15 protein-coding genes are annotated in these 16,339 nt (G+C 45.6%); 10 read left to right on the top strand and 5 right to left on the bottom strand.

Features of this window, described 5'->3' with window-relative positions:
• The first annotated feature begins 19 nt into the window (after positions 1-19).
• The 4 genes from ugpE to AB4384_RS21630 all read left to right on the top strand — a co-directional run bounded on the left by ugpE (position 20) and on the right by AB4384_RS21630 (position 3,836).
• Positions 20-862, top strand: a complete 843-nt coding sequence (gene ugpE / locus AB4384_RS21615) for a sn-glycerol-3-phosphate ABC transporter permease UgpE (protein ID WP_372130096.1) — start codon at positions 20-22, stop codon at positions 860-862.
• On the top strand, positions 852-2,162 hold the full coding sequence (ugpC, locus tag AB4384_RS21620) for a sn-glycerol-3-phosphate ABC transporter ATP-binding protein UgpC (protein WP_372084333.1): 1,311 nt from the start codon (positions 852-854) through the stop codon (positions 2,160-2,162). The genes ugpE and ugpC overlap by 11 nt, the downstream gene beginning before the upstream one ends.
• 56 nt (positions 2,163-2,218) lie before the next feature.
• Positions 2,219-2,938: a glycerophosphodiester phosphodiesterase family protein gene (locus AB4384_RS21625; RefSeq protein WP_372130097.1), complete on the top strand. Its 720-nt coding sequence runs from the start codon at positions 2,219-2,221 to the stop codon at positions 2,936-2,938.
• Positions 2,939-3,098: 160 nt separating this feature from the next.
• Positions 3,099-3,836, top strand: a complete 738-nt coding sequence (locus tag AB4384_RS21630) for a sulfite exporter TauE/SafE family protein (RefSeq protein WP_372130098.1) — start codon at positions 3,099-3,101, stop codon at positions 3,834-3,836.
• 105 nt (positions 3,837-3,941) lie between these two features.
• Here the strand turns inward: AB4384_RS21630 and AB4384_RS21635 are convergent, their stop codons facing one another.
• Together AB4384_RS21635 and AB4384_RS21640 are read right to left on the bottom strand one after the other, a co-directional pair.
• A complete protein-coding gene (locus tag AB4384_RS21635; protein ID WP_372130099.1) occupies positions 3,942-4,715 on the bottom strand; it encodes a murein L,D-transpeptidase family protein in 774 nt (257 codons plus the stop codon).
• Between the two features lie 2 nt (positions 4,716-4,717).
• On the bottom strand, positions 4,718-5,200 hold the full coding sequence (locus AB4384_RS21640; RefSeq protein ID WP_017064907.1) for a GNAT family N-acetyltransferase: 483 nt from the start codon (positions 5,198-5,200) through the stop codon (positions 4,718-4,720).
• Between the two features lie 219 nt (positions 5,201-5,419).
• On the opposite strand from AB4384_RS21640, the gene AB4384_RS21645 reads away from it, so the two are divergent.
• The 3 genes from AB4384_RS21645 (at position 5,420) to grxB (ending at position 7,703) form a co-directional block, all read left to right on the top strand.
• Positions 5,420-6,400 (top strand): Gfo/Idh/MocA family protein, encoded by a 981-nt coding sequence (locus AB4384_RS21645; protein ID WP_017060561.1) that lies wholly within the window; start codon positions 5,420-5,422, stop codon positions 6,398-6,400.
• Between the two features lie 164 nt (positions 6,401-6,564).
• Complete coding sequence (locus AB4384_RS21650) at positions 6,565-6,723, top strand: hypothetical protein (protein WP_004733064.1); 159 nt, start codon at positions 6,565-6,567, stop codon at positions 6,721-6,723.
• Positions 6,724-7,070: 347 nt separating this feature from the next.
• On the top strand, positions 7,071-7,703 hold the full coding sequence (gene grxB, locus AB4384_RS21655) for a glutaredoxin 2 (RefSeq protein ID WP_102394180.1): 633 nt from the start codon (positions 7,071-7,073) through the stop codon (positions 7,701-7,703).
• 159 nt (positions 7,704-7,862) lie between these two features.
• Here grxB and AB4384_RS21660 read toward each other — a convergent pair whose 3' ends face one another.
• Positions 7,863-8,696, bottom strand: a complete 834-nt coding sequence (locus AB4384_RS21660; RefSeq protein ID WP_372130100.1) for a pyruvate, water dikinase regulatory protein — start codon at positions 8,694-8,696, stop codon at positions 7,863-7,865.
• 178 nt (positions 8,697-8,874) lie between these two features.
• On the opposite strand from AB4384_RS21660, the gene ppsA reads away from it, so the two are divergent.
• On the top strand, positions 8,875-11,247 hold the full coding sequence (ppsA, locus tag AB4384_RS21665) for a phosphoenolpyruvate synthase (RefSeq protein WP_372130101.1): 2,373 nt from the start codon (positions 8,875-8,877) through the stop codon (positions 11,245-11,247).
• Between the two features lie 103 nt (positions 11,248-11,350).
• Here ppsA and AB4384_RS21670 read toward each other — a convergent pair whose 3' ends face one another.
• The gene (locus tag AB4384_RS21670; RefSeq protein ID WP_017064910.1) at positions 11,351-12,142 is read right to left on the bottom strand and encodes a hypothetical protein; all 792 of its coding nucleotides are present in this window, start codon (positions 12,140-12,142) and stop codon (positions 11,351-11,353) included.
• Between the two features lie 66 nt (positions 12,143-12,208).
• Positions 12,209-13,564 (bottom strand): serine hydrolase, encoded by a 1,356-nt coding sequence (locus AB4384_RS21675; protein ID WP_017060556.1) that lies wholly within the window; start codon positions 13,562-13,564, stop codon positions 12,209-12,211.
• 92 nt (positions 13,565-13,656) lie between these two features.
• On the opposite strand from AB4384_RS21675, the gene AB4384_RS21680 reads away from it, so the two are divergent.
• Complete coding sequence (locus AB4384_RS21680; protein ID WP_137002312.1) at positions 13,657-14,631, top strand: AraC family transcriptional regulator; 975 nt, start codon at positions 13,657-13,659, stop codon at positions 14,629-14,631.
• Between the two features lie 262 nt (positions 14,632-14,893).
• Positions 14,894-16,228, top strand: a complete 1,335-nt coding sequence (locus AB4384_RS21685) for an MATE family efflux transporter (RefSeq protein ID WP_372130102.1) — start codon at positions 14,894-14,896, stop codon at positions 16,226-16,228.
• Positions 16,229-16,339 lie beyond the last annotated feature (111 nt).

A 16,339-nucleotide genomic window follows, 5' to 3' on the forward strand; every position in this document is an offset into this window, starting at 1 on the left:
TACGCGACAGGAGTTATTTATGAAAAGTAATAAGGTCTCTGACCACCTAATTTTAATTGCTGGGATGCTGTTTATGTTGGTCCCTATCTGGCTAATCTTCGCCAGTTCGACGCATAACCCAAACACCATTGTCAGCGATGGCCTGCAATGGCTCCCAGGCGATAACTTTACCGCCATTTATAGAGAAGCTTGGAACAAAAGCATGGGCTTCAGTGGCGAAGTCACCGCCAGCAAAATGATCGCCAACTCGATGATCATGGGGCTAGGTTTTGCGATCGGTAAGATCATCATTTCGATGATGGCTGCGTATGCTTTGGTCTACTTCAGACTGCCTTATGCTACAGCTTGGTTCTGGTTGATCTTCGTGACGCTTTTGCTGCCATTAGAAGTGCGCATTATCCCTTCCTATGAGGTTGTCGCTGGGCTTGGGCTTCTTAATAGCTACACAGGTTTAATTCTGCCTTTGATCGCCTCAGCCACCGCGACGTTCTTTTTTAGGCAGTTCTTCAAAACCATCCCCGATGAATTGTTAGAAGCCGCTCAGCTAGATAACGCAGGTCCATTTCGATTCTTTGTCGACATCTTATTGCCACTGTCTAAAACCATGATTGCCGCAATCTTTATCATCATGTTTGTGGTGGGTTGGAACCAATATCTGTGGCCAATCATGATGACCACGGACGAAGGCTACAACACCATCGTGATGGGCATCAAACAAGTACTCAACAACATCAATGAAACCAGTTTACCGCGCTACGACTATGTTTTTGCCATGGTGATTTTAGCTATGTTGCCACCCGTTTTAGTGGTGGTTGTATTTCAACGTTGGTTTGTAAAAGGGCTAGTAGAAAGTGAAAAATAATAACGACAAAAATCAAATGAACGATAACCGCATTCAATCACTCGCTGAGTACAAGATGTCTCACCTGCATTCTCACCAAGCTATCCACAAAAATACAGAGGACACCCCGATGCCAAAGTTAAAACAAACGTTAGGGCACACCCAAGCCACTCACAACCATACGCACAAAGCACCTACCATGTTAGGCATCAAAAACTTGGTAAAGACTTATGAGAACGGTCATCGTGCAGTGAAAGATGTCTCGCTTGATATCGAAAAGGGTGAATTTCTTGTGTTGGTTGGCCCATCGGGTTGCGGCAAGTCTTCTATCCTACGTTCAATAGCGGGGCTGGAAAGTATCTCTGGCGGAGAGATTCACTTAAGTGGCCGCCGTGTTGATAACGAAAAGCCAGCTCAACGAGATATCGCAATGGTCTTTCAAAATTACGCACTCTACCCTCACATGACGGTATACAAAAACCTCGCTTATGGTTTAAAGAACCGAGGTGTCAGCCAACACGTAATTGAAGAGAAGATTGAGAAAGTCGCCAAGACACTAAAGATCGAAGAATACCTAGATCGCAAGCCAGCCAAGCTTTCGGGTGGTCAGCGCCAGCGCGTTGCTATGGGACGAGCGATTGTACGCGACCCTCAACTGTTCCTGTTTGACGAGCCTTTGTCTAACCTAGATGCCTCATTGCGCGCTCACATGAGGTTAGAAATCAAAAAGCTACAACGCGAGCTAGGCGTAACCAGTGTTTACGTGACTCATGACCAAGTCGAAGCCATGACACTGGCAGATAGAATCGTAGTTCTCAACAAAGGCCAAATAGAACAAGTCGGCACACCAAGAGAAGTTTACCACCAGCCTGCCAGTACCTTTGTGGCAAGCTTTATTGGCAGCCCCGCGATGAACTTCCTAACTGCCACGCTCGATGATGGCTATCTTGAAATCGGTGATCAACAAATGTACCTGCCAGAGTACGCGCACGTTAAGAACGCGACTATCACGCTTGGCATTCGCCCTGAACACTCTGAGGTTTGTTCCGAATTAAAAATGAACACCTTGCCTCTCGAACTGCGTATCAGTGTGGTTGAGCCATTGGGGCCGAATCAATTGGTTCATGGCCTGGTGAACGACCAACCCTTTATCGCCGTCACGCCAGAAACGACACTATGCCAAGTACTGCCGCTCGGATTAAGCATTGATAAATCTAACCTGCATATTTTTGACAGTCGTGGAAAGCGTATTCAGCCGAATAACTTTACTTCACAAGAGTCACGCGAAGAGACGACAAGCATAACGACGGCCCTCGCTTAATCGAGTACACTGATATTTAATGCGTTTTTACGGTGCGTCTTTAAGAAGGATTAATTATGTCGTCTATCATCGTAGGTCATCGGGGTGTAGCAGGTACTCACCCAGAAAATACCAAAGCAAGCATTGAACAAGCCGCTAAACTCGGCTTGAAATGGATTGAAGTAGATATTCAGCCAACTCAGGATGATCAACTTGTGGTTTGTCACGACCACACCCTTGAGCGCTGCAGCGATGGCAAGGGGCGTGTCGACGAACACACCCTTGCAGAACTGCGTCAGCTTGATTTTGGCAGTTGGAAGTCTGAGCAGTTCGCAGGTGAAAGAATATTAACGTTGGAAGAGTTGCTCGCGCTTACTGAGCAGCATGATCTTAGCGTCAACCTCGAAATCAAAGTCGACAGCCGACATCAAGCCCCTTATGTCGTTGATTTGCTGCACGACGAGTTGATTCGCTCAAATCTAGACACCGATAAGGTCTTACTTTCGAGCTTCAGCCATAAGGTGGTTGCTGAAATGGCTCGCCATTTACCGAGATATCGAGTGGGAGTAATCACAGAGCAACTGACTCAAGATGATCTTATACTCATCAATGAGGTCAAAGCGTTCAGCTGTCACATGAACTACGAGCATGTGAATCAGAGCGATCTTGATACACTCAGTGAAGCAAACATCCAAACATGGTGCTACACAGTAAACGATCCGTCTCACTTCAAATTCATCTCAAAAGTAGATGCCGTATTCACTGATTTTCCGAATCAATTTACCTCTATAAATTGACCAAACAAATACCGCAAAAACAACCCCGAGAGACTTTAAAATTAACTCTCGGGAAACCTTAAAATTAGGTAGCAAACACAAGTGAGTAGGAGTACATTCCGCTACTCACTTGGTTTCATTAGCTCGCTCTATACAGACAGCTTCATTGGTTACTTAATTTATGGATCTCATTTTTAGTCCAACCTTCCCAATTTTGGGTGCAATCTTCATTTTCGCCGCTATTGTTCGTGGCTTCTCAGGTTTCGGTTTCACCTTAGTGGCATTGCCATTAAGTGCGTTATTCTTGCCTGTTATCGAACTGGTTCCTGTCTTCATGTTGATCGACCTATTAGGCAATGTTCAATTACTGCCTAAAGTTCGAAAACACGTTAACTGGCGCTGGGTTTTAAAGGTATTTATCCCTTGTTTTGCCTTCACACCAGTCGGCTTACTTCTGCTTAAATCCGTTAGCCAAGACACGATCATCTTGATCATCAGTGCCTTCATTTTTGCGTCTGCGCTTATGATCTATAAAGGCTTCCAGTACAAAAGCGAACCTAGATTTGCTCCCTATATTCTAGGCAGTCTTGCGGGTGTAATGAACGGCGCGGCTTCGATGTCAGGGCCTCCAATTGGCACTCATGCATTGGCAAGCCCAGTCGCTCCGCACATTGCTAGAGCAGGCCTGATTGCCTTCTTTGTATTGGCAGATTCCACTGCATTTGTTTCGGCATCTATCGCTGGGTTAGTCGACCGCGATGTAGTTTGGCTGACTCTCGCGCTTCTACCAAGCAGCATGCTTGGCGGTTATGTGGGTTCTAAACTGTTCGAAAGATTTGGTGGAGCGAAGTTCAAGCCAGTCACCATTGCATTGCTGATTGTGATTGCAATATTCAGTGCAGGTCGAGTCATACTGTAACTGGCTTTAGCGGTTAAGTTTGGAAGTTGCTTTTACGAATTGGTTTCGCGAATTGATTGCGCTAATTGACTACGGAAAATGATTAAGAAAAGTGGGTACCTATGACTACCATTCAATATGGATAGGGGTACCCATTTTTACAAGTTGGAGAAACTCATCCATATCTTGATTGGTTAACGCGATACAGCCATCCGTCCAATCAAAGCTTTGAATAAAGCTCGGCGAACGACGCTCGCCGTTTTTGATGCCATGGATTTTGATGTTTCCTCCAGGATCTACATCATTTTGCTCTGCCCATTGCATATCCGAAGGTTGCGGATAGTTAATATGTACTGAGCGATAAAAGTCCGACTCTTCCATCACATAATCGAGCTGGTATTCCCCTTCCGGCGTTCGGTTGTCCCCTTCAAAGCGTTTATGCCCTTTCGGTTGTTTGCCTAGCGCAATACGAAACTCCTGAATCACCTCTTCACCTTTTAGCAGATACATCCTACGTTTCGATTTATCGACTTTAACTAACGTAACCACTTGCGACAGCGAATCTATCTCAGATGCGCTATCCGGTACGTTGTAAAACTGTCGAGAGGAACTTTGAGGTGGACGTTTTGATGACCCTTGAGAAAGCTGAGCTACCTTTTCATCAGGGCTACTGTTAAGAACATCATCCACAATAATCACATGCTCGGAGTTTGAGCTCGTGGAAGAGTTTGAGTTAGATGAAGACGTTGAGACACGTTGAGAATGAGCCGGTGCAGACTCGAATACGATGGTTTCGATAGCGGTCGCGTCAGAGACTATTTTCTCGACCACGACTTGCTCAGCATTCGCGTTCGAAGCCACAAACAGTAAACACAGTGATAAAGGCAGAAACAGACGCACCTTTAGATCTCCTCAAAACGCATGGACATGGTTCGTGACTGAGTTTCCATTCCTAACGACTCATAGAAACCCTGAGCTTGTTGGTTAAACTCCATTACCTCCAACCTAAGTTCTATCGCTCCTCTCGCCTGCGCCCATTGATTAAAAGACTTCATTAACGCTCGACCAGCACCTTTGCTCTGAACCTGATCGTTCACCACAATCGTATTGACCCTTGCCACCTTGTGCGGCTGAATAAAACTGACGCCTTTGTTCTGCGTTACCTTACCCGCTAAAAAGCCAACGACTTGCTTGTCGTCTACTGCAACCAAGAAAGCGCCAAGTGGGTCAAGCATCAAACCTAACCAATACTCTTCACTGTCGGCCAAGCCTTGTGACGCTGGTGCAAATACCATAGGCGCACCAAGATGATGTTGACGGTTTATCTGTTCAGAGAGCGCTAAGATCGCGTTAATATCAGTTACCTTGGCCGTCCGGATTTGCATATCATCACCTTGTTTGAATTCAATAACACCTTAGCAAAAATGGCTTAGTTGTGCACCGTTACACTGGTCAACTCAGACGCTCTGTGAAGGCTGAACATTAATATTAGGCACTATGTTTAGGGAAATTGTTCCGTAAATCTCAGGCACATTGCCAGCCGTTGAGTGCTACTATCTCTGCAGAATCAATATACTAACGACGACTAACGACTGGATACCTATATGATTAAGTTTGCTGTAATTGGAACCAATTGGATTACACAAAAGTTTGTTCAAGCTGCGCACGAATCTCAATCGATGCAACTTGCTGCGGTTTACTCTCGAAATCTAGACAGCGCGGCACAGTTCGCCCAAGAATTTGACGTTGAAACCACGTATGACTCACTCGACGCATTGGCCAATGACAACACTGTAGAAGCCGTGTACATCGCTTCCCCTAACTCACTGCATTGCGAGCAATCTATCTTCATGATGGAACACGGCAAGCATGTTATCTGTGAAAAGCCGGTTGCATCAAATATTGATGAAGCAACACGCATGTTCGAAGTCGCTGAGAAAAACGGTGTGGTGCTGTTTGAGGCGTATAAATCTCAATTCCTACCGAACTTTAAGCAAGTTCAACTTGGGTTAGAAAAGATTGGCAAGGTACATAAAGCACACATCAACTACTGCCAGTATTCATCGCGCTACCAAAAATACCTAAACGGCGAGAACCCAAATACCTTCAACCCAGCTTTTTCTAACGGCTCATTGGTCGATATTGGCTTTTACTGTGTTGCCGCGACAGTCGCGCTATTTGGCAAACCTGAAAACGCACAGGCTTCTGCAAAGCTACTTGATTCAGGTGTCGATGCTCATGGCTGTGCGATCTTCCAATACCCTGAGTTTGATGTGACCCTTGCGCACTCCAAAGTCAGCGACTCTTATGCGCCAAGCGAGATCCAAGGTGAATTAGGGGCGATCATCATCGATCACATCGCTGAATGTACTGACGTTAAGATCCGCTACCGCGATGGCACGGTAGAAAACCTTACTCAAGCACAAAGCGAAAACTCCATGAGTTACGAAGCGCAGGCCTTTGCTAGCTGCATTGCTGGCGACAACGCAACACAAGCGCAGGCCCAACTGCGCGCTTTAACGGTTGCGAAGTTAATTACAGAGATGCGCCAACAAGTTGGTGTAGTGTATCCAGCGGATAAATAACGTCACAGCGTAAGTTAACAAACTGATTTTTAATACATAATTATTTATACATAACTGAATTTAATCTTTACGACAAATAACCGGATTAGTTGATTGAGGTCCCATCTGTTTAAATCCGCGTTCGATATCTATCGTATTTATTTAATTTATTGAAGGTGTGTAAAGTGTTTTCAGTTGATGATCGCGTTGTAGCAACAAAAGGTGTTGAACTAGGTGAAATGGTAGTAACTGGCCTAAGTGCTGGTGGCGGCTACGTTCACGTTACAACGGTAGAAGGCGCAATGACGCTTACTTACCCAGCGCAAGATCTTAAAAAAGCATAGTTTAACCACTCTGCCCTTTTAGTAGTCACTCTACTAAAGGTAAGAAAATTGAGGCTTTGGCTGACTTCACTCTTCTGCATTAGAGTAAGCAGCCAGAGCCTTTTTTATGCCCGTCATTTACCCACCAGCTTTCTCATTAGCTTACTCGTTACAATAAAACCGCACTCAACTGACAATAGAATTAGGCAACGAGTTTCTACACTAGGTGCTTATTCTCATCGTTCTCTTGATATTCCCGTGCACTTAATCGCAGTGAATAGTTCTTGTTAACAAAGGCTTATTGTCTGCGAAAGTTTCTGGTACATTAGCATCATCTTATACTAAGAAAGACCCGAATGAGGGAAGCTATGAAGCTTTACATTTACGATCACTGCCCTTTCTGTGCAAGAGTCTCCTACATTGCTCAATCGCTAGGCTTGAACATTGAGCTTGTTTCTGTCGATTATGATGATGCCCAAACCCTTATCGATCTGATCGGTAAAAAGATGGTACCCGTCTTACAAAAAGACGATGGCTCTATCATGGCAGAGAGCCTAGATATCATCGCGTACTTCATGGACTTGAAATCAAGCGATGAGCAGCGTGTGCCATCTGAGCAAGTGACTGTGTTCCAAACTCGCGCATTCCCTCTTACTCAACAGATTGGACGCCCACGTTGGTGGAACCTCGACTTGGCTGAATATCGCTCTGCTGGAGCCAAAGAAGCTTGGCGTGCCAGTAAAGAGACCGAAGGTTTTAACTTTGAAGAACTGTTAGAAAAGACGCCTCAGTTCGTTCAACTGATTAACCCATTACTGAAAGATGCCGAACTCTTACTGGATCTAGAGAATGGTGAGTCATCACTGCCTCTAGTCGATCAAGCGGTGTATTTCTCGATGCTTCGTGGCTTTTGCGTAGAACCAAGCATCACATGGCCACCAGCACTTGAACGCTGGTTAGAAAAGAAAAGTGAAACGCTAAAGCTGTCTTTACTTCGCTAGAAAGCTATCTCGATTAAGAAAGCAAGCTCTGATTAAGAAAACAAGCTCTGACTCGCAAGCGACTACAACGAGCACAAACAAAAAATCGAAGCTCTCAGGTGTAAACTGCGAGCTTCGATTTTCTTTTATCTGGCCATTCTATTTCTCTAAGGCTTTGTCTTACAGCAGACGCCTTCTCAAACCTGTTCGCTCCAAGATTCGTGTCGAAATTTCTTCAACCGATAGTGAAGAGGTGTTGATGTAAGGTATCGCTTCTCGACGGAACATCGCCTCTACCGTTTGCAATTCATACACACATTGTGAGTCACTGGCGTATTCGCTGCCTGCTAAGCGGTTCTCACGAATTTCAGTGAGCCTTTCTGCATCAATGGTCAAACCAAACAGCTTATGTCGGTAGATCTCAAACTCTGGCAACAGCTTTAAGCGTGCCAAGTCATCGTGGATAAATGGGTAGTTTGCTACGCGTAAGCCAAACTGCATCGCCATATACAAACTTGTTGGTGTTTTGCCACTTCGAGAAACACCCAACAAGATGATGTCGGCTTCTTCCAGCCCTTTTAGCGTGATGCCATCATCATGCGCGAGCGTGTACTCAATCGCAGCAATACGGTCGAAATACTTCACCGAGTCCTTGTTTACACTGCGTGAGCGCTGCAACTTAGGAACAGGCGCCATCTGAATGTCATCCTGTACTTTCTGCACGATGCTCTCTAACACGTCATAACAGTGCGCGGGCGCTTCTAGCAATTTGGTTTTGATATCAGGTATCACAATCGAAAAGAACACTAGCGGTTCTAATCCGGTATCACGATACGAAATTTCAATCTCTTTTAATAAATCAGAAAGTTTGTCCTCACTTTCCACAAACGGAAAGGTTTTTTCATTGGCTTTAAAAGGGAATTGACCTAGAACAACATGCCCTAAAGTCTCACATGTTATGGCCGTTCCATCAGAAACATAGAATACATCACGACTTTGGATATCAATTTGCATTTTTTATTTAATGTTTAAAATTATTTTGAGTAGGATGGGAACCATAATATATATAACGAAACCCTGCTGACTATTACGTCCCCCACAGCTTTAAAAAATAATTTACATTTTTTTAAACTGATACGTAATCGTTTGCCTTTAAATCCCTACAATGCTTGCTATGTTTCTGGAGAAATAAATGCAAAATAATACCCTATGGTTCAATGGCCTATCCATGGAAGATGTCGACAAAGTCGGCGGTAAGAACGCCTCACTGGGCGAGATGGTTTCTAACCTGTCCAATGCTGGTGTTTCTGTACCTAATGGTTTTGCTACCACCTCTTATGCGTTTAACGACTTTCTTGACTACAAAGGTCTTGATGAGCGCATCCACCAACTACTTGATGAACTTGATGTTGAAGACGTTGACGCCCTGCGTAAGACAGGTGCAACGATTCGACAATGGGTTCTAGACGCACCCTTCCCAGAATCACTAGAGCAAGACATCCGTGATAACTACCGCGAGCTAATCGAAGACAACGAAGAATTGTCTGTAGCTGTGCGTTCATCTGCAACCGCAGAAGACCTTCCAGATGCTTCATTCGCAGGCCAGCAAGAAACCTTCCTTAACGTGAAAGGCATCGACGCTGTACTGGAAGCTACCAAGCACGTTTACGCTTCTCTGTTTAACGACCGCGCGATCTCTTACCGTGTACACCAAGGCTTTGACCACCGTGGCATTTCATTGTCTGCGGGTATCCAGCGCATGGTTCGCTCAGACAAAGCCTCTTCAGGTGTGATGTTCACGCTTGATACTGAGTCTGGCTTCGACCAAGTGGTATTCATCACCTCTTCTTGGGGCTTGGGTGAAATGGTTGTACAGGGCGCAGTGAACCCAGACGAGTTCTACGTTCACAAGCCAATGTTAGAAGCGGGTCACTACCCAATCGTTAAAAAGACGTTTGGTTCTAAGTTGATCAAGATGATCTACTCGACCAATCAAGAAATCGGCAAGCAAGTCGATATCATCGACACCGACACTCAAGAGCGTAACGAGTTCTCACTCAACGATGAAGAGATCAAAGAGCTAGCAAAACAAGCGATGATCATCGAGAAGCACTACCAACGTCCAATGGACATTGAGTGGGCGAAAGATGGCATCGACGGCAAGCTTTACATCGTTCAGGCTCGCCCAGAAACCGTATGTTCTCAAAGCGATCAAAACGTTATCGAGCGTTACGAGCTAAACAATAAGGCGGATGTCTTGGTTGAAGGCCGCGCTATCGGTCAGCGTATCGGCTCTGGCCCTGTTCGCTTGGTTGATTCTCTAGACCAAATGTCACTGGTTCAAGAAGGCGACGTGCTGGTAACTGACATGACAGACCCAGACTGGGAACCTGTGATGAAGAAAGCGTCTGCGATTGTGACTAACCGTGGTGGCCGTACTTGTCACGCTGCGATCATTGCTCGCGAGCTTGGTATCCCAGCGATTGTTGGTTGTGGCAGCGCAACAAGCAGCCTAAACGATGGCGATACCGTGACAGTGTCATGTTCAGAAGGCGAAACAGGCTACGTTTACAACGGCGAACTCGATTTTGAAATCAAACGTTCTGAGGTTGATGAGCTACCAATGCTACCAACCAAAGTAATGATGAACGTGGGTAACCCAGATCGTGCCTTCGACTTTGCACAAATCCCGAACGAAGGTGTTGGCCTTGCTCGTCTAGAATTTATCATCAACAAGATGATCGGTATTCACCCTAAAGCGCTGCTTAACTTCGATGCACAAACGGATGAGCTAAAAGCGGAAATCAACGAACGTATTCGTGGCTACAAAGATCCTATCGATTTCTACGTAAGCAAATTAACAGAAGGCATCGCGACTATCGCTTCTGCATTCTGGCCTAAGCGTGTGATCGTACGTATGTCTGACTTTAAGTCGAACGAGTACAGCAACCTAGTCGGCGGTAAAACGTTTGAACCGCATGAAGAGAACCCAATGCTAGGCTTCCGTGGTGCATCTCGTTACATCTCACCAGTATTCGAAGACTGTTTCGAGCTAGAAACTCAAGCACTAAAACGTGTTCGCAACGAAATGGGCCTTAAGAACGTTGAAATCATGATCCCATTCGTTCGTACTCCAAGCGAAGCGGCATCGGTTATCGACATTCTGGCTAAATTCGACCTTCGCCGTGGCGACCAAGGTCTGAAAGTGATCATGATGTGTGAGCTACCATCGAACGCAATCTTGGCTGATGAGTTCTTGAAGTACTTCGATGGCTTCTCTATCGGCTCAAACGACATGACGCAACTGACACTTGGCCTCGACCGAGATTCAGGCGATGTGGCACACCTCTTCGATGAGCGTAACCCAGCCGTGAAAGCAATGCTGAAAATGGCGATCGATGCGGCAACCAAAGCGGGTAAATACGTGGGTATTTGTGGCCAAGGCCCATCTGACCATGACGACCTAGCAGAGTGGTTAATGGAGCAAGGCATCAGCTCTGTTTCACTAAACCCGGATACGGTTATCGATACGTGGTTGAAGCTAGGTAACGTTGTTAATAAATAAGTAAATAAGTAAATAAGTAACGCTTCACGCGGTACCTTAACGACAAAAGCCAGTCGCGTTGACTGGCTTTTTTAGGTTCTTTCCAAATTAGCTGGCTAGAGCGCTAGAAGTAGTATCTCACACCAACCCAAGCTTCGGTTTGCCAACCATTCGGCATTGACACACCTTTCACATCAACATCCGCTTTGGTAATGTCATAGCGCGTATTCAACCACCAAGTTCTTGCAGTGTTCATCGGCACATTTAACGATGTTTTAAATGAGAAGTTTTGCATGTCGATATCATCACCAGAAAGATCTTGCCACTCAGGAACCAAAGACACATAAGCGCCAGAGTCACCGAGATGCTTCGCGGTAATCAAACCAAGCGAGTATCCCGTTAAATCATCTTTAGATGAAGTGACGCCAGGGATCTCCATACTACCAGTCATCAGTCCTGCTCTTGGAAATACCAGGAATCCACCGGTATAAGCTGGATTAATCGCAACAACACCGCCAACCGACAATAAGTCATTTTTAATACTGTTGCGCGTATTAATATAATCTAATGAAAGACCCACTTTAGGCGTAGCTTTCGTCCCCGTTTCAAAGACGTGGAAGTACTGAATTCTAGAGTTGCTGTACTCTGTACCGAATTTGTCTGGATCGCGAAGCGCTGTGTTGCTTTCATCGACAAACGTCCCTTCGGCCAGTAGGGCAAACTGCTGACCGTTTTCTAAACCGCCAGAAACTTGCCCTTGAAATTGGATATCTGAACTACCATTCAGCATCAATGCAGCTTGAGTATAAACTTTAGTGACATCAGCAGGATCGATAACACGTTCGGAATCTGAATCAGCATGTGCAGGAAGGGCTAGACCTAAACTCAACGGGATTAATAGAGCAAACTTTTTCATTATATCTCTCGAAAGTCGCTTGCTTCCTCCTTGAAGCCTGGAACATCCTGTTAGGTAATAAATAGATTACTTGTCAGCAAGTAGTTTTGCTGCCGAACGCATTAGTGCAGGGCCTTTATTCTCACCAAAACCTGAGTGGTATGGGTTGGTTGAGAACATCACACCCACAAAGTCACGTGCAGGATCGATGTAAATAAATTGGCCTAGGTTGCCACTTTTCGACATTGCACCGTCATTGAAAATGAAATCAAATTGGTATGCGTTGTAGTCTGCTTTTTCGTTGTATGCGTGCAGTGAACTGCTCTCTTTGCTAGTACCTACGAATGCTTTTGGATCACCGCCGTTGCGGATACGATCAATCACAGCTTGTGACACCACTGGCTCATCAGCCACCGCTTTCCAGCTAGGTGTAAATAGTGTTCCCCAGCGAGCCATGTCTTCTACCGTTGATGAAACCAAGCCAACCGCGATCGCCATGCCATCTGGCGTCAAGTTGAATTGCATTGGTTGACGTGCGTGCACTTTTGACCAAACACGATCTTCGAATACTTGAGTCCAAGTTTTGTTCTCAACGTTTTCAACTAACTTAGTCAGCACCATGGTGTTGATAGATGCGTAACGGAAATGGTCACCGGCTTTTTCACCTTCCAGTTTCTGTGCACCTTGAGCCACTTCCATCCAAGTTTCCATTTCACCCGTTTTTGCACGAGGTGAGTTAAACGATGCCGCAAAGAAACGCACCACATCAGAGTCTGGGTTCAAGATAGACTCTAATGTCTCTTCATTGTCTAGCGCGGTCGACATGTTCAGAACTTGGTGTACTGTGATGCCATCCCAGTTCGTTCCTTTCAATTCAGAAACATACTCAGCGATCTCTTTTTCAGGGTCGACTTTGCCCTCTTCCACTAACATTGCGATCACTGTGCCAACCGTCGTTTTTGCTGTAGATGCCCAAACGTGCGTATCTGTCGGCTTCATACCTGGGTAAGCTTCGTAAACGATCTCCCCTTTGTGAATCAACATAAAGCCTTGGGTACGGAACTGTTCATCCGCCAAGTACTCATCCATTGTCAACTGACCTTTGCTTTCAGTATCAACTTTCAGTGCAGCGAGTCGTGGGTCGATATTTTTGACTAAAGGCTTGTACTCTTCGTTTGGAGCCGCCAGTGCCGTTGGTAGAAACTCACTCATGTGCATGTTGTAGTAAACGCTGTGGTCGCCGCCCATCTGCCAATGAAAGTTATTGAATAACTCACGAGCTGAGTCAGTAAAACTTGGGGTAAATGCTGTGCTCGCCTCTTTCACGGTCAAGGTAACTTGAGCACCTTCAACTTTCAGAGCTTCTTCAACTGGGTTTGCTGCAAGAGCAAATGATGATGGGGTCGCTAACGATACTAGAACGGCAATGTGTTTAAGTTTCATAATTGTTCTCCTGTTTAGGTTAGGAAAAGTATAGGGAGATGCGCTACACTTAATTAGGTCACTTGATGACATTTAATGGTAGGCACAAAACAATGAAAGCATCATCGAACACCACCAGCATACTGCTCACTTCGACCAGTAACATTGCTCCATATATTCAGTATTGTGACAAACATAGACTGGATTGGCGCACCGTCGCCGTTGCGTGCGGTCTACCCATTGAACTGACACAATCCAATCAATGGCTTCCTACACAAGACGTGATTCGCTTCATTCATGGCCTTGAGCGTAAGTTTGGCTATTCGATAGGGATTGAGGTTGGACGTAAGGCCTCTCTAGAGCAATTGTCACCTGAGCTAGACCGAAAAATTGAACAATGCACTTCTCTCGAGCAAGCGGTACGCTGCTTGATTACTGAAATATCGACCTTAAGTAATCACGTCACCATATGGACGGAAAAAAGCGATGGATTGTGGTGGCTGTGTCATCGAAGTTACTATCACCCATCGACCTCAGGTTTTGAACAAGCAGAATGGTTTCGCGCCCTGACCGTGATTAGCCTATGCCGTAAGTTCATTGACAGTCACTGGCAACCATCACACGCCAAGTTGGTCTCTAAGCACAACAGCGCACGTAAATTACCTAAGCATTTCTTTGATTCTGATATTCAGTTTGAAGAGCAATACGGTGCGTTCTCGATTCCGCTGCCCGATGATTATCGTGCCATTTCAGAACGAAATAGTACCCAAGATTGGCATCACGCTGTCGAGATATTAATAGACACCTATGCGACTCTACCTTGGTTCAATATTGAGTGGTTTGCGACCATGCTCGGCATGACAAAACGAACGCTGCAGAGAAACCTGAAGAGCAAAAACATTCTCTTTAAACAAGCCAAAGAACAAGTTCGGGAAGCTAAAGCAAAACAGCTACTTGAAGAGACCAACCTTTCTGTTCAAGACATCAGTTGGCAAGTGGGTTACAGCGACTTGAGTAATTTCAATCGTGCATTCAAAGGTTGGGTTGGAGTCACGCCACCAAGTTATCGGGATAAAGCGAAACATTAGAAATAGTCGAATGGAAAACCTTTAGACCCAATCCGCTAATATAAAACTCAGAAACAAGATACGACACCTTAAATTTCAATAAGCGAATGCATAAAGTTGCATTGCACAATGCTCACATACCGATGAAACTGTGCAAAGGTAATATCGATAGATTTAGTGACATTTATTGGTATCGAGCTAACGTTACGTTATCCTTTACGCAATTCTTCATTGAGTGGATTGTCACTACGACAAACCTACCTTCAAGACTGATAAGAGTGTTATGAATTCTACGACCGCAACTCCCTCGCCTTCTCTTGGCCGACAACTCTATACAATGACATGGCCAATGCTGTTTGGGGTGCTCTCCCTGATGAGCTTCCAACTTGTAGACAGTGCTTTTATTGGCCAGTTAGGCGTACTGCCGCTCGCGGTTCAAGGCTTCACGCTACCAATTCAGATGATCATTATCGGGATTCAAGTCGGACTAGGCATCGCGACAACGGCTGTGATCGCGAGAGCTATTGGGGCTAACGAGATACGCTATGCCAAACAGCTCGGCGGATTAGTCGTTGCGATGGGCAGTGTGAGTGTCGCGCTGTTCTCGGTCATCATCTATCTGTTGCGTGGTCCTATTTTACAACTCCTCGATGCACCACCGACGGTACTGCCGATCATTGATTATTACTGGATCTATTGGCTGGTAAGCTCTTGGACAGGCGCAGTGCTCTACTTTTTCTACAGTGTGTGTCGTGCCAATGGTAATACCATGCTGCCCGGTTCGATGATGATCGCGACCAGCATCATCAACTTGATATTGGACCCGATTTTCATATTCACGCTCGACATGGGCATCAACGGAGCCGCGATTGCGACCATCTTGGCGTTCGGTGCGGGTATCTTTATCGTTGCTCCTAAGGTAACTAAGAAGCATTGGATGACATTCGACTGGCACGATCTTGATATCGGCAAGAGTATTCGTTCTATAGGAAACATCATGGGGCCTGCGATGATCAGTCAGCTACTGCCACCAGTCTCTTCGATGCTCGCCACCAAACTGCTTGCAGGCTACGGCACAGCAGCCGTTGCAGCTTGGGCGCTAGGTTCACGTTTTGAGTTCTTTTCGATTGTTGCAGTGCTTGCTCTGACTATGTCGATGCCACCTATGATTGGCCGAATGTTGGGAGAAAAGAACCTAGGGAACATACGTAGTCTTGTGAAGATTGCCGTGATGTTTGTATTAGGATTCCAATTGGTGATCGCACTGGTAACTTGGATGTTCTCTGGCGGGTTGGCAAATCTCATGACCAGCGAAGACGAAGTCTCGACCATTTTGAACTACCACTTACTTATCGTTCCTATCAGTTTAGGGCCGTTGGGTATCTGTATGCTGATGGTTTCTATCTCGAATGCGCTTGGTAAGTCTTATACTGCCTTAACGATATCAGCACTGCGCCTGTTCGCCTTCTTCTTGCCTTGCCTATGGGTTGGCTCGCAGTTTGCTGGCATTGAAGGTCTATTCTGGGGAGCCATGGTAGGTAATGTACTTGCCGGCACTTGCGCATGGTTTATGTACCAGCGAGCGCTTGGGCAAGTCGAGGCTAAGCTTTCTAATTAATCAGTTAGCGAACTAAACGGCTTGCCAGCTAAACCGCTATAAAGTTATTAAACGAAAAAGCAGCCACTTAGGCTTAATGCCGATCAGTTAGAGCCAAAGCGATCGGTTGAA

Origin of the sequence: Vibrio sp. 10N.261.51.A4 (genome assembly GCF_041471945.1) — a bacterium.
GTDB classification, from domain to species: domain Bacteria; phylum Pseudomonadota; class Gammaproteobacteria; order Enterobacterales; family Vibrionaceae; genus Vibrio; species Vibrio crassostreae_C.